Source organism: Variovorax sp. PAMC28562, assembly GCF_014303735.1.
Lineage (GTDB): Bacteria > Pseudomonadota > Gammaproteobacteria > Burkholderiales > Burkholderiaceae_C > Variovorax.
The window spans coordinates 3,096,290-3,109,726 of the sequence record NZ_CP060296.1; the positions used below are offsets into that span (position 1 = coordinate 3,096,290).

The following is a 13,437-nucleotide window of genomic DNA, read 5'->3' on the forward strand; positions in this document are numbered from 1 at the left end:
GGGGTGGGGTTGCTGCAGCGCAGCATGCATAAAGCATTCCCGCTCCGTCGATAATCCGCGACCATGAGCGGCAACACCTTCGGCACCCTTTTCGCAGTCACCAATTTCGGTGAATCCCACGGCCCCGCGATCGGATGCGTCATCGACGGCTGCCCGCCAGGCATGGCGCTGACCGAGGCCGATATCCAGGGCGACCTCGACCGCCGCCGCCCCGGCACCAGCCGCCACGTCACGCAGCGCAACGAGCCCGACGCTGTGCAGATCTTGAGCGGCGTGTACGAAGGCAAGACCACCGGCACGCCGATCGCTTTGCTCATCCAGAACACCAACCAGCGTAGCAAGGATTACAGCGAGATCGCGCAGCAGTTCCGACCCGGCCATGCCGACTTCACCTACTGGAAGAAGTACGGCATTCGCGACCCGCGCGGCGGCGGGCGCTCGTCGGCCCGACTGACGGCTCCGATGGTCGCGGCCGGTGCCGTCGCCAAGAAGTGGCTCTACGAAAAGTACGGCACGGTGTTTCGCGGCTGCATGGCCCAGATCGGCGGCATCGTGATCCCGTTCGAAGGCTGGGAGCACGTGCCCAACAACCCGTTCTTCGCGCCGAAGGCCGATGTGAGCGATCTCGAGGCGTACATGGATGCGTTGCGCAAGGCCGGCGACTCCTGCGGCGCGCGCATCCGCGTGACGGCGAGCAGGGTGCCGGTCGGCCTGGGCGAGCCGCTGTTCGACAAGATGGACTCCGACATCGCCTACGCCATGATGGGCATCAACGCGGTCAAGGGCGTGGAGATCGGTGCCGGCTTTGCCAGCGTGACGCAACGCGGCACCATGCACGGCGACTCGATCACGCCGCAGGGCTTTGCCACCAACAACTCGGGCGGCACCTTGGGCGGCATCACCTCGGGGCAAGACCTCGAAGTGAGCATCGCGATCAAGCCGACGAGTTCGATCATCAGCCCGCGGCAGTCGGTCGACATCAACAACCAGCCGGTCGAGGTGGTGACCAAGGGCCGCCACGACCCGTGCGTCGGCATTCGTGCCACGCCCATTGCCGAGGCGATGCTGGCGCTGGTGGTGATGGAACATGCACTGCGAAATCGCGCGCAGAACGGCGACACCGGTAACTCGGGACGTCGCTCGCGCCCCTTCGGCACGGTCGGTAGCGAGGGCGGTACTTCGGACGAGGCCGAAGGCCCGCAATCTTCTTTTCTGTAGAAATGAATCTGCGGCGGTGATTCATCCGTAAAGAATTGCAGGTGGTCTATTCCGGCCGCCTCCAATCTTCCCGTCACGGAGTTTCATCATGAACATCAAGCTCATCGCAGTTGCAGCAATCACCGGTTTTGCCGCCCTCGGCGCCCAGGCCTTTCAGGGTGAACAGAACCCGCTGCCGCCGCAGCCGTTCGTGTCGACGATGTCGCGCGCCGACGTGCAGGCCCAGGCATACGGCGCGGTGCCCATCACCAATGGCGGCACTGGCACCATCGCGCGTACCGGCATGGCCGATCGCACGGCAGTGCGTGCAGGCGCACGGTCGATCACGTCAGCCGGCGCACAGACCTACGGCGACGGCGACCTGACGGTTCAGACGCGCGTTCGCTGAAAGACGCTTGGCGATCAGTCCAGCTCGTTGCGGCGCGGCATGTCCGCACCGCGGCGCGAGCAGGTGATCGACGACGCCTTCGAGGCGAACTTCAGCATCGCTTCGAGTGCCTGCCTGTCGAGCGACGCCATCGCGGTCGCACTCAGCTTATCCCGCTCGTCGAGCCAGGTCAGCAGCGCTGCTTGAAAAGTGTCACCGGCACCCACGGTGTCCACCACTTTGACCGGTAACGAAGGCACGTCGACCTGCACGCTTTGCGTCCACGAACTCGCGCCATGCCCGCCGCGCGTCACCGTCACCAGCGACACGCCGACCGCAAGCCAGCGCGCAGCCACTTGCTCGGGCGTTTCACCGGGGTAGAGCAGTCCCAGGTCCTCGTCGCTCACTTTCACGAAGTGCGACTGCGCCACCATCTGCTCGACCAGCGCGCGCCAGCGTGACAGATCGGGCTCGACGTTGAGGCGCACGTTCGGGTCGTAGGCGATGAGCCGTTGCGTGTGCTCGCGCGCGGCCAATGCCAGCAACGCAGAGCCGACCGGCTCGACCACCAACGCGTAAGAGCCGAACTGCAGCGCGCGCGTGGTGGGCGGCAAGGCGGGCAGGGTGTCAAAAGTGATTTGCCGATCGGCCGCGCCGGTGCCATGAAACGCATAGCGCGGTACGCCGTGCGCATCGAGGCTGATCACGCTCAGCGTGCTCGGTGCATCGCTTCTGAGCAGCAACGAGGTGTCGACCTGCTCGTCTTGCAGCGCTGTAAGCAGGCGCTCGCCGGCACTGTCGGTCGACAAGCCGGTGAGCAATGCGACTGGCCTGCCCAGGCGCGCCAGCCCGACCGCCACGTTGAAGGGCGAGCCGCCGATGCGTGCATCGAAGCTCAACCCGGTCGGCGTCGATTCGCCCGCATACACATCCATCAGGGCTTCGCCGCAGACCACGAACATTCAATCTCCTTTAAGTGGGTCGCCAGTATAGAAATCGGGTCGGCCCGGCGCCAATACTTCAAATCAGACTGCGCATTGCCTGTGCCGTTTCGCGCAGCACCGGCAGCACGCGCGCCACCGCTTCGTCTGAGCCCTCGTGGCCCATTGGCATCGTGATGTTGAGCGCGCCGACCAGTTCGCCGTGCCGGTCGCGCAGAGGCACCGCGATGCCGCGCGAGTTGAGGTCGAGCTGTTGTTCCGATATCGCCCAACCCTTCGCACGGATGCGCGCCAGCTCGAGCTTCATTCGCTCCTTGCTCGCGATGGTGTGCGAAGTGAAGACCTTGAGCTCGTGCTGTGCCAGCCAGGTCGCCATGTCGGCGTCGCTGCGCAGCGCCAGCATCAGCATGCCCGCGGCGGTCACCTGCGCCGGCACGCGCGCGCCGAGCACGTAGCCGGTGCTCATGCTGCGGTTGGGGCCGTTGCGCGCGATATAGACCACCTCGTCGCCGTCCATCACGCTCAGGTATGCGATCTCGTGCGTGCCGGCTGCGACGCGCTGCAAAAAGGGTTGAACGATGCGCGGCAGCCGTGCCGATTCGAGGTACGACTGACCGAGCCGGAGCACGCGCGGCGTCAGCCAGAAGAGCTTGTCGTCGCTGGCGACGTAGCCCATGTGCTGCAAGGTCAGCAGGTAGCGCCGTGCTGCGGTGCGCGTCATGCCGGTGCGCTGCCCGGCCTGACTGGCAGTGAGCCGCGGGTTGGCATCGTCGAAGGCCTCGATGATGCTGACACCGCGCTCGAGCCCCGCGATCCAGTCGCGCTTTTCCAGCCCGGCGGGCGCCGTGGTGACGTCTTTGGCCATCTCTCTTGTCCTTGCAGTGGTGGGAGAAACCCTGAATTTGCGCGATTAACGTTCTCATTCGTTCGCTGATCGACCGTTTGAACCAGATCGGAATGTACTGCCAGCAGCCCTGTCGATAAAGTCCGCGCACGCCTCACAAGACGGGCGATCGAATAACGCGCAGAGACATTCATGACCTCCACCATTCATGGCAGCACCCAGGCTTACCTGATCCCGGGCGATCCGGTCCGCAACGTGCGCCTGCCGCGGATGTTCAATGCGGTGTTCGAGCGCTTCGACATCGACGCGGTGCTGATGCCGATGCAGGTGCCGCGGCGCGATTTCGCGGTGTTCTTCAAGTCGGCGTTTCTGGCGCGCAACGTGCGCGGCATGGTGATCGCTCCGCCGCACAAGCCGCTGGTGGTCGACCTGCTCGATGGCTGCGGTCTGTTCGGGCGCGTGGCCGGTTCGGTCAACGTGGTCCGTCGCACCGACAGCGATGAGCTCGAAGGCGACCTGTTCGATGGCGAGGGCCTGATCGGCGCGCTCGACCACTACAAGATTCCGTTCCGCGGCAAGCGCGTGCTCATCCTGGGCGCCGGTGTGAGCGCAGCGGCCATCGGTGTCGCTTTGGCCGAGGGCGGCACGGTCAACGGCGCCGAGCACATCGCGCTGCACGACGTCGTGGCGGGCAAGGCGGCCGGGGTCGCAGTCAAGCTCGATTCGTTCTTCGATGCGACGGTGGTTGCGGTCGACAGCAACGACCCGGCCGGCTATGACCTGGTCATCAACGCGACACCGCTCGGGTTGAACGAAGGCGATGCGTTGCCGTTCGATGTAGCGCGGATGGACAACCACGCAGCGGTGTTCGACATCCTGCTGCGCGGCCAGCCGACGCCTCTGGTGCGCGCTGCGCGGGCGCGTGGCTTGCATGCGCAAGCCGGCTTCGAAATGCTGGTGCAGCAGATGCCGCACTACCTCGCCTACTTCGGCTACGCGAAGGCCGCCGAAGCGCTGCGCGACGACGCCGACTTCTTGCGTGAACTGATCTATCCCGCGGCCATGGCCGACGAGATCGAGAACCCGCTGCGATATCGGTGAATCACGCCAAACCACTTTTTCCAACCATAGAGACAAAACCATGGCCATCGCAATGAATGACGTGCGAACGTTCGACAACACGGGAGAACCGGAGGGCGTCAAGACGCCCAGAAAAGCCGCCTTTGCAAGCTGGATCGGCAGTGCGGTCGAGTACTACGACTTCTTCATCTACGGAACCGCGGCAGCGCTCGTGTTCGGCAAGATCTTCTTTCCGACGATCGATCCCAAGCTGGCCACGGTCGCCGCCTTTGCGACCTTCGGCGTCGGCTATGTCACGCGGCCGATCGGCGCGTTTTTCATGGGCCACATCGGCGACAAGTTCGGTCGCAAGAAGGTGCTCACATTCACGCTGCTGCTGATGGGGATCTCGACATTTTTGATCGGGCTGCTGCCCACCTACAACCAGGTCGGCATCGCCGCACCGATCATGTTGGTGGTGCTGCGTCTGCTGCAGGGACTGTCGGCCGCAGGCGAGCAGGCCGGTGCCAACTCGATGACGCTGGAGCATGCCCCGGCCCATCGGCGTGCCTTCTTCACAAGCTTCACATTAAGCGGAACGCAGATGGGCTTCATCCTCGCGACCCTCGTCTTCTTGCCGATCGCGTCGCTGCCTGAGGAGCAGTTGCTTTCATGGGGCTGGCGCATCCCGTTCTTTCTGAGCGCGATCGTGGTCGCGGTCGGTTTCTGGGTGCGCCGCACGCTGCCTGAAACACCGGCTTTCAAGGAGGAGGCCAACGCGAACGCCACCGTCGAACTACCGGCCGCCGTGCTGTTCCGCGACCACACGCCGGCCGTGCTGCGCGTCGTCTTTGGTGCGCTGGTGTCGGTGACGAGCACCATCTTCGGCATCTTCGTGCTCTCGTACGCGGTCAACACGGTGCACATCCCGCGCACCACCATGCTGACGCTGCTGGTCTGCGCCAACATCGTTGCGCTGGCCGCGATTCCGTTGTGGGCGATGCTGTCCGACAAGGTCGGCCGCCGCCCGATCTTCATCTTCGGCGCGCTGGGTTGCGCGGTGCTGATCTGGCCGACGTTGTGGGCCATCAGCCGCGGCGACCTGATGCTGATCTTCGTGTTCGGCCTGCTCACCTCGGGCATCGTCTACAGCGCCGCCAACGCCGTATGGCCCTCGCTCTACGGCGAGATGTTCGACACGCGCGTTCGGCTGTCGGGCATGGCCATCGGCACGCAGATCGGCTTTGCGCTCGGAGGTTTTGCGCCGACCATCAGCGCGGCCATCATGGGCGAAGGCATCAATGGCTGGATGCCGGTGGCGGGGCTCGTGAGCGCAGCATCGGTCATCGCGGCGATCTCGATTTTTACCGCGCCGGAAACGTACAAGGTGCCGATGCATGAGCTCGGCAAGAAGAAGAACAAGGTTGGTGCGTGATGTCGGAAGTGGCGTCGAAGGTCGTCGCGCTCGCTCCGGTGCGCATCGACAGCGGCCTCGTCGAAGGCGTGCGTGACGAAGCAACGGGCCTGTGTGCATGGCGCGGCATTCCCTTCGCGGCGGCACCTGTCGGCGACCTGCGCTGGCGCCCACCGGCACCGGTCGCCGCTTGGGACGGCGTGCGCCGTGCCGACAAGTTCTCGCCACAATGCACGCAGCCGGGCCGCGCGCCGGATTCGGTCTACGCCGAGTATTCCGGCGTGCAGCCGATGAGCGAAGACTGTCTCTACCTCAACGTGTGGACGCCGAACGAACCGGCGGATCGTGGCGGTGAAGCGCTGCCTGTCATGGTATGGATTCATGGCGGTGCCTTCCAGCAAGGCGCGGCTTCCAACCCCGTGTTCGTGCGCGGTGACCTGGCAAAGCAGGGCGTGGTGCTGGTCACCTTCAACTACCGGCTCGGGCCCTTCGGCTTCATGGCGCATCCAGCCTTGAGTGCCGAGGCCGGCGGTGCATCGGGCAACTACGGTCTGCTCGACATGGCCGCGGCATTGCGCTGGGTGCAGCGCAACATCGCCGCGCTTGGCGGCGACCCGGCGCGCGTGACCGTGTTCGGCCAGTCGGCTGGTGCGCATGGCGTGATCGCGTTGATGGCGGCGCCCGAAGCGCACCGCCTCTTCAGGCACGCGATCGCGCAGAGCTTCGGCCTCAACGCGACGCCGAGCCTGGCGACCGGCGAGGCGCAAGGCGTCGAGTTCGCAGGTGGTGCCGATGCCGAGGCCGTCGCGTCGTTGCGCGCGCTCAGCGCAGACGATTTGATGCAGCGCTACCTCGCGCAAGCGCACCGCTTCATGCCGATCGTCGACGGCAAGTTCCTGCAGAAGCCGCTGGCCGAAAGCTTTGCGGCGGGTGAGCAGCAGCGCGTGCCGTTCCTGACCGGCTGGACGCGCGACGAAGGCTCGACATTCCCTGCTGCGTCATCGGCTGCGTCGTTCAAGACGCACCTGCTGAAGCGCTTCGGCGACCGTGCCGCAGAGGCGGAGCGCTTGTATCCCGCGGGCAGCGATGCCGAGGCGGTGACATCGAGCCGCGCGCTCTTCGGTGACGGGCTCTTCGCCGGTGGCGTGGTCGCGGCGGCAAATGCGCAGGCAGCGGTCGCGGCCACTTGGGTCTATCACTTTGCGCAGCTGCAGCCGTTCAAAAAAGGCCAGCGCTATCGCGAGTCCGGCGGTGCAGAACCGGCCGCGAAGCTCGGCGTGTTCCACAGCTCCGAGTACCCGTACATCTTCGGCACCACGCGCGTGCTCGATCGCGATTGGGGCGCGGACGACGACCGCATCACCGCGTCGATGCAGGGCTGGTGGACCAACTTCGCGAAGAGCGGCAACCCTAACCATGAAGGAGACGACCAAGGCCTGACGCATTGGCCGCAGTTCGATCCATCGGGTGCGAGTCAATTTACGAAGCCCACGGTGCTCGAAATCAAGGCTGAGCCCGTGCCCATCGACATCCCGCGCAAAGCCCATCTTTCTTTCTTGCGCTGACCTGCACCGACCTCTTCAGATCGTCACCATGATTTCCGGCAAGACCACGCTCATCGCCCACCTGGGCTTCCCGACCGAAGCCTTCAAGGCGCCGATGATCTACAACCCCTGGTTCGACCAGCAGGGCATCGATGCGGTGGTCGTGCCGATGGGCGTCAAGCCCGACGACTACGCTGCATCGCTCGCGTCGATCTTCAAGTTCAGCAACATACGCGGTGCGCTGGTGACCATGCCGCACAAGGTTTCGACAGTCGCGTTGATGGACGAGGTCACGCCGACAGCGCGCATCGCAGGCGCCTGCAACGCCGTCCTGAAGCGACCCGATGGCACGCTGCTCGGCGACCAGTTCGATGGCGCCGGCTTCGTGCGCGGCGTCGAGCGCAAGGGCCGGCTTTTCAAGGGGACGCGTGTGCTGGTGTCGGGTACGGGCGGTGTCGGCTCGGCCATTGCTGCGTCGATCGCTGCAGCGGGGGCGGCCGAGCTGGCGTTGTTCGACATGAGCGATGCATCGGCCAACGCGCTGGCTGCGCGGCTGCGCGAGCACTACCCCAAGATGGTCGTTACCACTGGCTCCAAAGACCCGGCCGGCTTCGACGTCGTGGTCAACGCGACGCCGCTCGGCATGAAAGACGGCGACCCGTTGCCGTTCGACATCGACCGCATCGCGCCGGGCACCTTCGTCGGCGAGGTCGTGATGAAGTCCGAGTACACGCCGCTGCTGCAGGCCGCCAGGGACAAGGGCTGCGCGGTGCAGGTCGGCACCGACATGCTGTTCGAGATGATCCCGGCGTACCTCGAGTTCTTCGGTTTTGGCACCGCGTCGCCGGACGACCTGCGCGCCGTGGCGCAGTTACGCTACTGACATGAGCATCTTCGAAGGTTTTCTTTCCACATCCGAAACGCTGGCGGCGTTCAGCGACACCAATTTCGTCAGCGCGATGCTGCGCTTCGAGGCCGCGCTGGCGCGAGCGCAGGCAGCAGAGGGTCTGATCCCCGAAGCGGCGGCGCAGACCATCGTCGGCAGCTGCAAGGTGGAGCTGTTCGACGTCGCCAAGATCGTGCGCGAGAGTGGCCGTGCCGGCAGCGTCGCCATCCCGCTGGTCAAGACCCTGCGCGAGGCCGTCGGCCTGTTCAACAAGGACGCCGCGCCGTTCGTGCATTTCGGCAGCACCAGCCAGGATGTGATCGATACGGCGATGTCGCTGGTCACGCGCGAGGCGGTGGCATTGGTCGAAGCCGATCTGGCGAAGGCGGCCGATGCGCTGCTCAAGCTCGCCACGTTGCATGCGACCACGCCGATGCTGGCGCGCACGCTGATGCAGCCGGCGTCTGTCACCAGCTTCGGCTTCAAGTGCGCGGGCTGGGCGGCGCCGCTGGTGCGCAGCCGCCTGCGACTGCGCAGCGCCGCAAAGCGCGCGCTGCAGGTGCAGCTGGGGGGTGCGGTCGGCACGCTGGCGCAGATGCGCCGGCAGGGCACGGCGGTGCGCCGGCGCATGGCGACCGACCTGGCGCTCGGCGATCCCGGCGCAACTTGGCACACGCAGCGCGACGAGTGGGTCGCCCTTGGCTGCGAGCTGGCGTTGATGACCGGCAGCCTCGGCAAGATCGCCGGCGACATCGCGCTGCTGGGCCAGTACGAAGTGGGCGAGGTCGCCGAGCCGAGCGAGCCCGGCCGCGGCGGCTCGTCGGCCATGCCGCACAAGCGCAATCCGGTGGCCTCGATGGTCGCCATCGCGGCCGCGCACCGCACGCCGCAGCGGGTGGCCGCGTTGTTGGCTGCCATGCCGCAAGAACACGAGCGTGCGCTCGGCGCCTGGCAGGCCGAGCTCGCCGAATGGCCGCAATTGCTGATGTCGGCGCACGGCAGCGTGCGAGCGATGGCGAGTGCCTTGCCGGGCCTGCAGGTCGATGCCGCACGCATGCGCGCCAACATCGAGCGGCTGCGTGCCGAGCTGCCGCAAGACGCAGCGGACGAATGGTTCTCGGTCGAGCTGGCCGCCAACGCCGGTGACATCGCGCTGGCCGAAGTCGATGCGCTCAAGGCCCGACTCTCAAGCAAGGAAATTTCGCCATGACCGATGACACCTACGAGTCCGGGCTCGTCAACCGCCGCCGCGTGCTGGGCGATGCATGGGTCGACAAGTCGCTGGCCAATCGCAACGACTTCAACGCCGAGTTCCAGGAGCTCATCACGCGCCATGCGTGGAACGACATCTGGGGTCGGCCGGCGCTGGGCGACAAGACGCGCCGCTACATGGTGCTGTCGATGATGCTGGGCATCCATGCGTACGAAGAGTTCGCGATGCACGTGCGCGCCGCGCTCGATGGCCCGCCCGAGTCGCGCTTGACACCCGACGACATCAAGGAAGTGATCATGATGGCCGCCATCTACTGCGGCGTGCCGGTCGCCAACCATGCCTTCGGCATCGCAGCGGGCATCCTGCGCGAGAAGGGGCTGCTGCCCGCAGGCACACCAGTGACACCGAAACCACCAGGAACACCATGACCCGTCTCAACGTCCTGCGCGAAGGCGAAGGCCCGATCGTCGTGCTGAGCCATGCGCTCGGCTGCGACCTGCACATGTGGGACGGCGTGGCCGCGTTGCTGTCTCGCGCCCACACCGTGTTGCGCTACGACCACCGCAACCACGGCGCATCGGAAATCGTGCCTGGCGACTTGCGCATCGAAATACTGGCGCAAGACGCGGCCGACCTCATCGCGCGCGAGGCCGACGGTGAGCCCGTGCACTTCGTCGGGCTCTCGATGGGCGGCATGACGGCGCAAGCGCTGGCAGTGCGGCACCCGGAATTGCTGAAGACGGTCGTGATCGCCAACTCGGCGGCTCATTACCCCGACCAAGCCTCATGGACAGCCCGTGAGGAAACCGTGCGAACCGGCGGCATCGCAGCCATCGCGCCGGGCGCTGTCTCGCGCTGGCTCACGCCCGGCTACACCAGTACCAAGGACGGCACGGCCGCCGCACAGTCGCTGAAAGACCTGCTGCTGCGCAACGAGCAGCAGGCGTACATCGCAAGCTGCAAGGCGGTCGCGGCCATCGACTTTCGCGAGAGCAACCGACGCATCGCCGTGCCGACGCTGGTCATCAGCGGCCTGCAGGACGAGGCCACGCCGATGGCGATGTCGGAAGCTATGGTGGCGGCCATCCCCGGCGCGCGGCTGGCGACCATCGACGCGGCGCACCTGAGCGCAGTGGAGCGCCCGGTCGAGTTCACGCAGTTGCTGATCGACTTCTGGCGCAGTCTCTGAAAGGAACGCGATGACCGCACTGAAACCTGCGACCGAACTCGCCGCTGCAGCGAGCAAGCCGTATCCCAACGACAGCGCCGAGTACCGCAAGGCACGCACGGCGCTGCTGGCCGAAGAGATCGAGCTTCGACGCCACATCGAGCGCGTCGCCGCACAACGCCGGGCCCTGCCCACGGGCGGCGAAGCGCGCGGCTACGAGTTCAAGGACGAGAACGGCAAGACATTGCCAATGATCGATTTATTCGGTGAGCACGACACGCTCGTCACTTACTTCTGGATGTACGGCCCCGAGCGAAAGCGAGCCTGTCCGATGTGCACCGCGTTTCTCGGCGCGATCGACACCCCGGCGCGCGACATCTCGCAGAAGGTGGCGATCGCCGTGATCGGGCGCTCGCCAGTCGAGCGTCAGTTGGCGTTCGCACGCGAGCGCGGCTGGCGCAACCTCGAGTTCTACGCGACCGTCGGCGACGACTTCGCTCGCGACTATCGCGGGCTCGCGCCGGATGGCAACGAATGGCCGGCGCTCGACGTGTGGGTCAAGCGTGACGGCAAGGTCTTCCATTTCTGGGGATCGGAACTCGGCGGCACGACCGACCCCGGCGAAGACGCTCGCGGTGCTCCAGACCCGACGCCGTTGTGGAACATCCTCGACCTCACGCCAGCGGGGCGCGGCAGCGACTGGTATCCGAAGCTGGCGTATTGAGTTGAGCGGCGCAGTGCCTTTCTACAGTCGCACCCATGGCGTACCGCCTCACATCGAACGACTGATTGCCACCATGCATCGCTCCATCGCGACCGTGTCCCTGAGCGGCACGCTGCGTCAAAAACTCGAAGCGATTTCTGCTGCAGGTTTCGACGGCATCGAACTGTTCGAGAACGACTTCATCAACTTCAACGGCAGCGCGGCTGAACTCGGCCGCATCACCAAAGACCTGGGCCTGTCGATCGATCTGTACCAGCCGTTTCGTGATTTCGAAGCCATGCCGGAGCCGCAATTCCGCCGGAGCCTGGAGCGCGCCGAGCGCAAGTTCGACCTGATGCAAGCGCTGGGCGCGCCGCTGGTGCTGTGCTGCTCGAACACCTCGCCGGCAACGATCGACGACCCTGCGCTCGCCGCGGAGCAGTTGCATGAATTGGCCGACCGAGCCGCGCGTCGCAACCTGCGGGTCGGCTTCGAGGCACTGGCGTGGGGTTGCAAGACCCACCTCTACAGCCAGGCCTGGGACATCGTGCGCCGCGCCGATCATTCGCATCTGGGCTTGATCCTCGACAGCTTTCATACGCTGTCGCTGAAGGACGATCCGGCGGGCATTGCCGAGATCCCCGGCGACAAGATCTTCTTTTTGCAGATGGCCGACGCGCCGCTGCTCGACATGTCGGTGCTGCAGTGGGCACGCCACCATCGCTCGTTTCCGGCGCAGGGCGATTTCGATGTCGTAACGTTTTTCGAGAAGGCGCTGCTGGCCGGCTACACCGGGCCGCTGTCGTTGGAGATTTTCAACGACGTGTTCCTCGAAACGCCGAACCGGCGCACCGCGGTCGATGCGATGCGCTCGCTGCTGTACCTTGAAAGCCAGGTGCGCGATCGTCTTCAAGTGCAGGCCGAGGCGCAGTCGACGACACGCGAAACTTCAACCCGGTCGCAGCGCGTGCGCGACACCATCGAGTTGTTCAGCCCGCCGCCGATGCCGGCACTCTCGGGGATCACATTCATCGAGTTCGCAGCCGGCGAGGGTCCGGCGGGATCGGCCGGCACGCTCGGCGCGTTGCTGCAACAGCTTGGGTTCAAGCGCGTCGGGCAGCATCGCTCGAAGGCGGTCGCGTTGTATCGGCAGGGCGATATCCATCTCATCGTCAACGCGCAACCCGACTCGTTCGCGCGCAGTCGTTTCGAGGCGCACGGCACCACGGTGTGTGCGCTGGGCATTCGCACCGACGATCCACAGGGCGCTGCCGCGCGCGCCACTGCCATGCGCTCGCAGCGGCATGACAGCCCGCTCGGTCCCGACGAAGTGCAGGTGCCCGCCATCGCGGCGCCGGGTGGCAACCTTTTGCACTTCGTGGCCTCGTCGCTCGGCAGCAATGGGCTGTACGAAGCGGACTTCATCATGGAAGACGACGCAGCGCCGACTTCTGGCGCGCCCGTCGTCGGGTTGAAGTCGATCGACCATGTCGCGTTCGGCCTCGCGGTCGATCAGCTCGACACCTGGGTGCTTTTCTCGCGCGCCGTGCTCGGCCTGGAACCCGGCGAGAGCCTGGAGCTGGCCGACCCCTTCGGCCTGATCCGCAGCCGCGGCGTCGCCAACGCCGACCGCAGCGTGCGGCTGGTACTCAACGTGTCGATGAGCCAGCGCACCCGCACCGCGCGCACCGTGAGCGTGACGGGCGGCGGCGCGGTGCATCACATCGCGCTGGCCTGCGACGACATCTTCGAGACGGTCGCTGCGCTGCGTGGGAACGGCGTGCGATTCGTGCCCATCTCCGACAACTACTACGACGACCTGCCGACCCGGCTCGACATCGACGCCGCGCTGCCCGACCGCATGCGCGCTGCCGGCGTGCTGTTCGACCGTTCGGCCACGGGCGACTACCTTCATATCTACACAGAGAGTTTCGAGCAGGGACTGTTTTTCGAAGTCGTGCAGCGCATCGGCGCATACGACGGCTATGGCGCCAGCAACGCACCGGCGCGCATGGCATCGCAGGCGCAGGAGTGAACTTGCCGCATCAAGTTTGTCGAGGGCAAAACCTTGCGCGCGATA

At 65.8% G+C, this 13,437-nt stretch carries 13 protein-coding genes; 11 read left to right on the plus strand and 2 right to left on the minus strand.

The annotated features are described in order from the left end of the window. The first annotated feature begins 63 nt into the window (after positions 1–63). Positions 64–1,218 (plus strand): chorismate synthase, encoded by a 1,155-nt coding sequence (gene aroC, locus H7F36_RS14570; protein WP_187051499.1) that lies wholly within the window; start codon positions 64–66, stop codon positions 1,216–1,218. An 88-nt stretch (positions 1,219–1,306) separates the two neighbouring features. Further along, positions 1,307–1,606: a DUF4148 domain-containing protein gene (locus H7F36_RS14575; protein ID WP_187051500.1), complete on the plus strand. Its 300-nt coding sequence runs from the start codon at positions 1,307–1,309 to the stop codon at positions 1,604–1,606. Positions 1,607–1,620: 14 nt separating this feature from the next. Here the strand turns inward: H7F36_RS14575 and H7F36_RS14580 are convergent, their stop codons facing one another. Then, positions 1,621–2,547 (minus strand): carbohydrate kinase family protein, encoded by a 927-nt coding sequence (locus tag H7F36_RS14580; protein WP_187051501.1) that lies wholly within the window; start codon positions 2,545–2,547, stop codon positions 1,621–1,623. Between the two features lie 58 nt (positions 2,548–2,605). Further along, on the minus strand, positions 2,606–3,391 hold the full coding sequence (locus tag H7F36_RS14585; protein WP_187051502.1) for an IclR family transcriptional regulator C-terminal domain-containing protein: 786 nt from the start codon (positions 3,389–3,391) through the stop codon (positions 2,606–2,608). A 171-nt stretch (positions 3,392–3,562) separates the two neighbouring features. Between H7F36_RS14585 and H7F36_RS14590 the strand changes: the two genes are divergently transcribed. The 9 genes from H7F36_RS14590 (at position 3,563) to H7F36_RS14630 (ending at position 13,392) form a co-directional block, all read left to right on the plus strand. After that, positions 3,563–4,471: a shikimate dehydrogenase family protein gene (locus tag H7F36_RS14590; protein WP_187051503.1), complete on the plus strand. Its 909-nt coding sequence runs from the start codon at positions 3,563–3,565 to the stop codon at positions 4,469–4,471. Positions 4,472–4,511: 40 nt separating this feature from the next. After that, a complete protein-coding gene (locus H7F36_RS14595) occupies positions 4,512–5,864 on the plus strand; it encodes an MFS transporter (RefSeq protein WP_187051504.1) in 1,353 nt (450 codons plus the stop codon). Further along, entirely contained in the window at positions 5,864–7,408 is a 1,545-nt protein-coding gene (locus H7F36_RS14600) for a carboxylesterase/lipase family protein (RefSeq protein WP_187051505.1), read from the plus strand. Before H7F36_RS14595 ends, H7F36_RS14600 begins: the two co-directional genes overlap by 1 nt. Before the next feature lie 28 nt (positions 7,409–7,436). Beyond that, positions 7,437–8,270 carry a shikimate dehydrogenase family protein gene (locus H7F36_RS14605; protein ID WP_187051506.1) on the plus strand — a complete coding sequence of 278 codons (834 nt, stop codon included), beginning with the start codon at positions 7,437–7,439 and terminating at the stop codon, positions 8,268–8,270. Position 8,271: 1 nt separating this feature from the next. Next, positions 8,272–9,483 (plus strand): 3-carboxy-cis,cis-muconate cycloisomerase, encoded by a 1,212-nt coding sequence (gene pcaB / locus H7F36_RS14610; RefSeq protein WP_187051507.1) that lies wholly within the window; start codon positions 8,272–8,274, stop codon positions 9,481–9,483. After that, on the plus strand, positions 9,480–9,914 hold the full coding sequence (locus H7F36_RS14615; protein ID WP_187051508.1) for a carboxymuconolactone decarboxylase family protein: 435 nt from the start codon (positions 9,480–9,482) through the stop codon (positions 9,912–9,914). The genes pcaB and H7F36_RS14615 overlap by 4 nt, the downstream gene beginning before the upstream one ends. Next, a complete protein-coding gene (locus tag H7F36_RS14620) occupies positions 9,911–10,675 on the plus strand; it encodes an alpha/beta fold hydrolase (protein WP_187051509.1) in 765 nt (254 codons plus the stop codon). The genes H7F36_RS14615 and H7F36_RS14620 overlap by 4 nt, the downstream gene beginning before the upstream one ends. Before the next feature lie 10 nt (positions 10,676–10,685). Next, positions 10,686–11,378, plus strand: coding sequence for a DUF899 family protein (locus tag H7F36_RS14625; protein WP_187051510.1), 693 nt, complete (start codon positions 10,686–10,688; stop codon positions 11,376–11,378). Between the two features lie 73 nt (positions 11,379–11,451). Then, positions 11,452–13,392, plus strand: a complete 1,941-nt coding sequence (locus H7F36_RS14630) for a bifunctional sugar phosphate isomerase/epimerase/4-hydroxyphenylpyruvate dioxygenase family protein (protein WP_187051511.1) — start codon at positions 11,452–11,454, stop codon at positions 13,390–13,392. Positions 13,393–13,437: the final 45 nt, after the last annotated feature.

Excerpts from the sequence above, each read along its gene's own strand:
- H7F36_RS14595 (WP_187051504.1), top strand. The coding sequence starts at position 4,512 with ATGGCCATCGCAATGAATGACGTGCGAACGTTCGACAACACGGGAGAA.
- H7F36_RS14625 (WP_187051510.1), top strand. The coding sequence starts at position 10,686 with ATGACCGCACTGAAACCTGCGACCGAACTCGCCGCTGCAGCGAGCAAG.
- pcaB (WP_187051507.1), top strand. The coding sequence starts at position 8,272 with ATGAGCATCTTCGAAGGTTTTCTTTCCACATCCGAAACGCTGGCGGCG.
- H7F36_RS14575 (WP_187051500.1), top strand. The coding sequence starts at position 1,307 with ATGAACATCAAGCTCATCGCAGTTGCAGCAATCACCGGTTTTGCCGCC.
- aroC (WP_187051499.1), top strand. The coding sequence starts at position 64 with ATGAGCGGCAACACCTTCGGCACCCTTTTCGCAGTCACCAATTTCGGT.
- H7F36_RS14630 (WP_187051511.1), top strand. The coding sequence starts at position 11,452 with ATGCATCGCTCCATCGCGACCGTGTCCCTGAGCGGCACGCTGCGTCAA.
- H7F36_RS14580 (WP_187051501.1), bottom strand. The coding sequence starts at position 2,547 with ATGTTCGTGGTCTGCGGCGAAGCCCTGATGGATGTGTATGCGGGCGAA.
- H7F36_RS14600 (WP_187051505.1), top strand. The coding sequence starts at position 5,864 with ATGTCGGAAGTGGCGTCGAAGGTCGTCGCGCTCGCTCCGGTGCGCATC.
- H7F36_RS14620 (WP_187051509.1), top strand. The coding sequence starts at position 9,911 with ATGACCCGTCTCAACGTCCTGCGCGAAGGCGAAGGCCCGATCGTCGTG.
- H7F36_RS14615 (WP_187051508.1), top strand. The coding sequence starts at position 9,480 with ATGACCGATGACACCTACGAGTCCGGGCTCGTCAACCGCCGCCGCGTG.
- H7F36_RS14605 (WP_187051506.1), top strand. The coding sequence starts at position 7,437 with ATGATTTCCGGCAAGACCACGCTCATCGCCCACCTGGGCTTCCCGACC.
- H7F36_RS14590 (WP_187051503.1), top strand. The coding sequence starts at position 3,563 with ATGACCTCCACCATTCATGGCAGCACCCAGGCTTACCTGATCCCGGGC.
- H7F36_RS14585 (WP_187051502.1), bottom strand. The coding sequence starts at position 3,391 with ATGGCCAAAGACGTCACCACGGCGCCCGCCGGGCTGGAAAAGCGCGAC.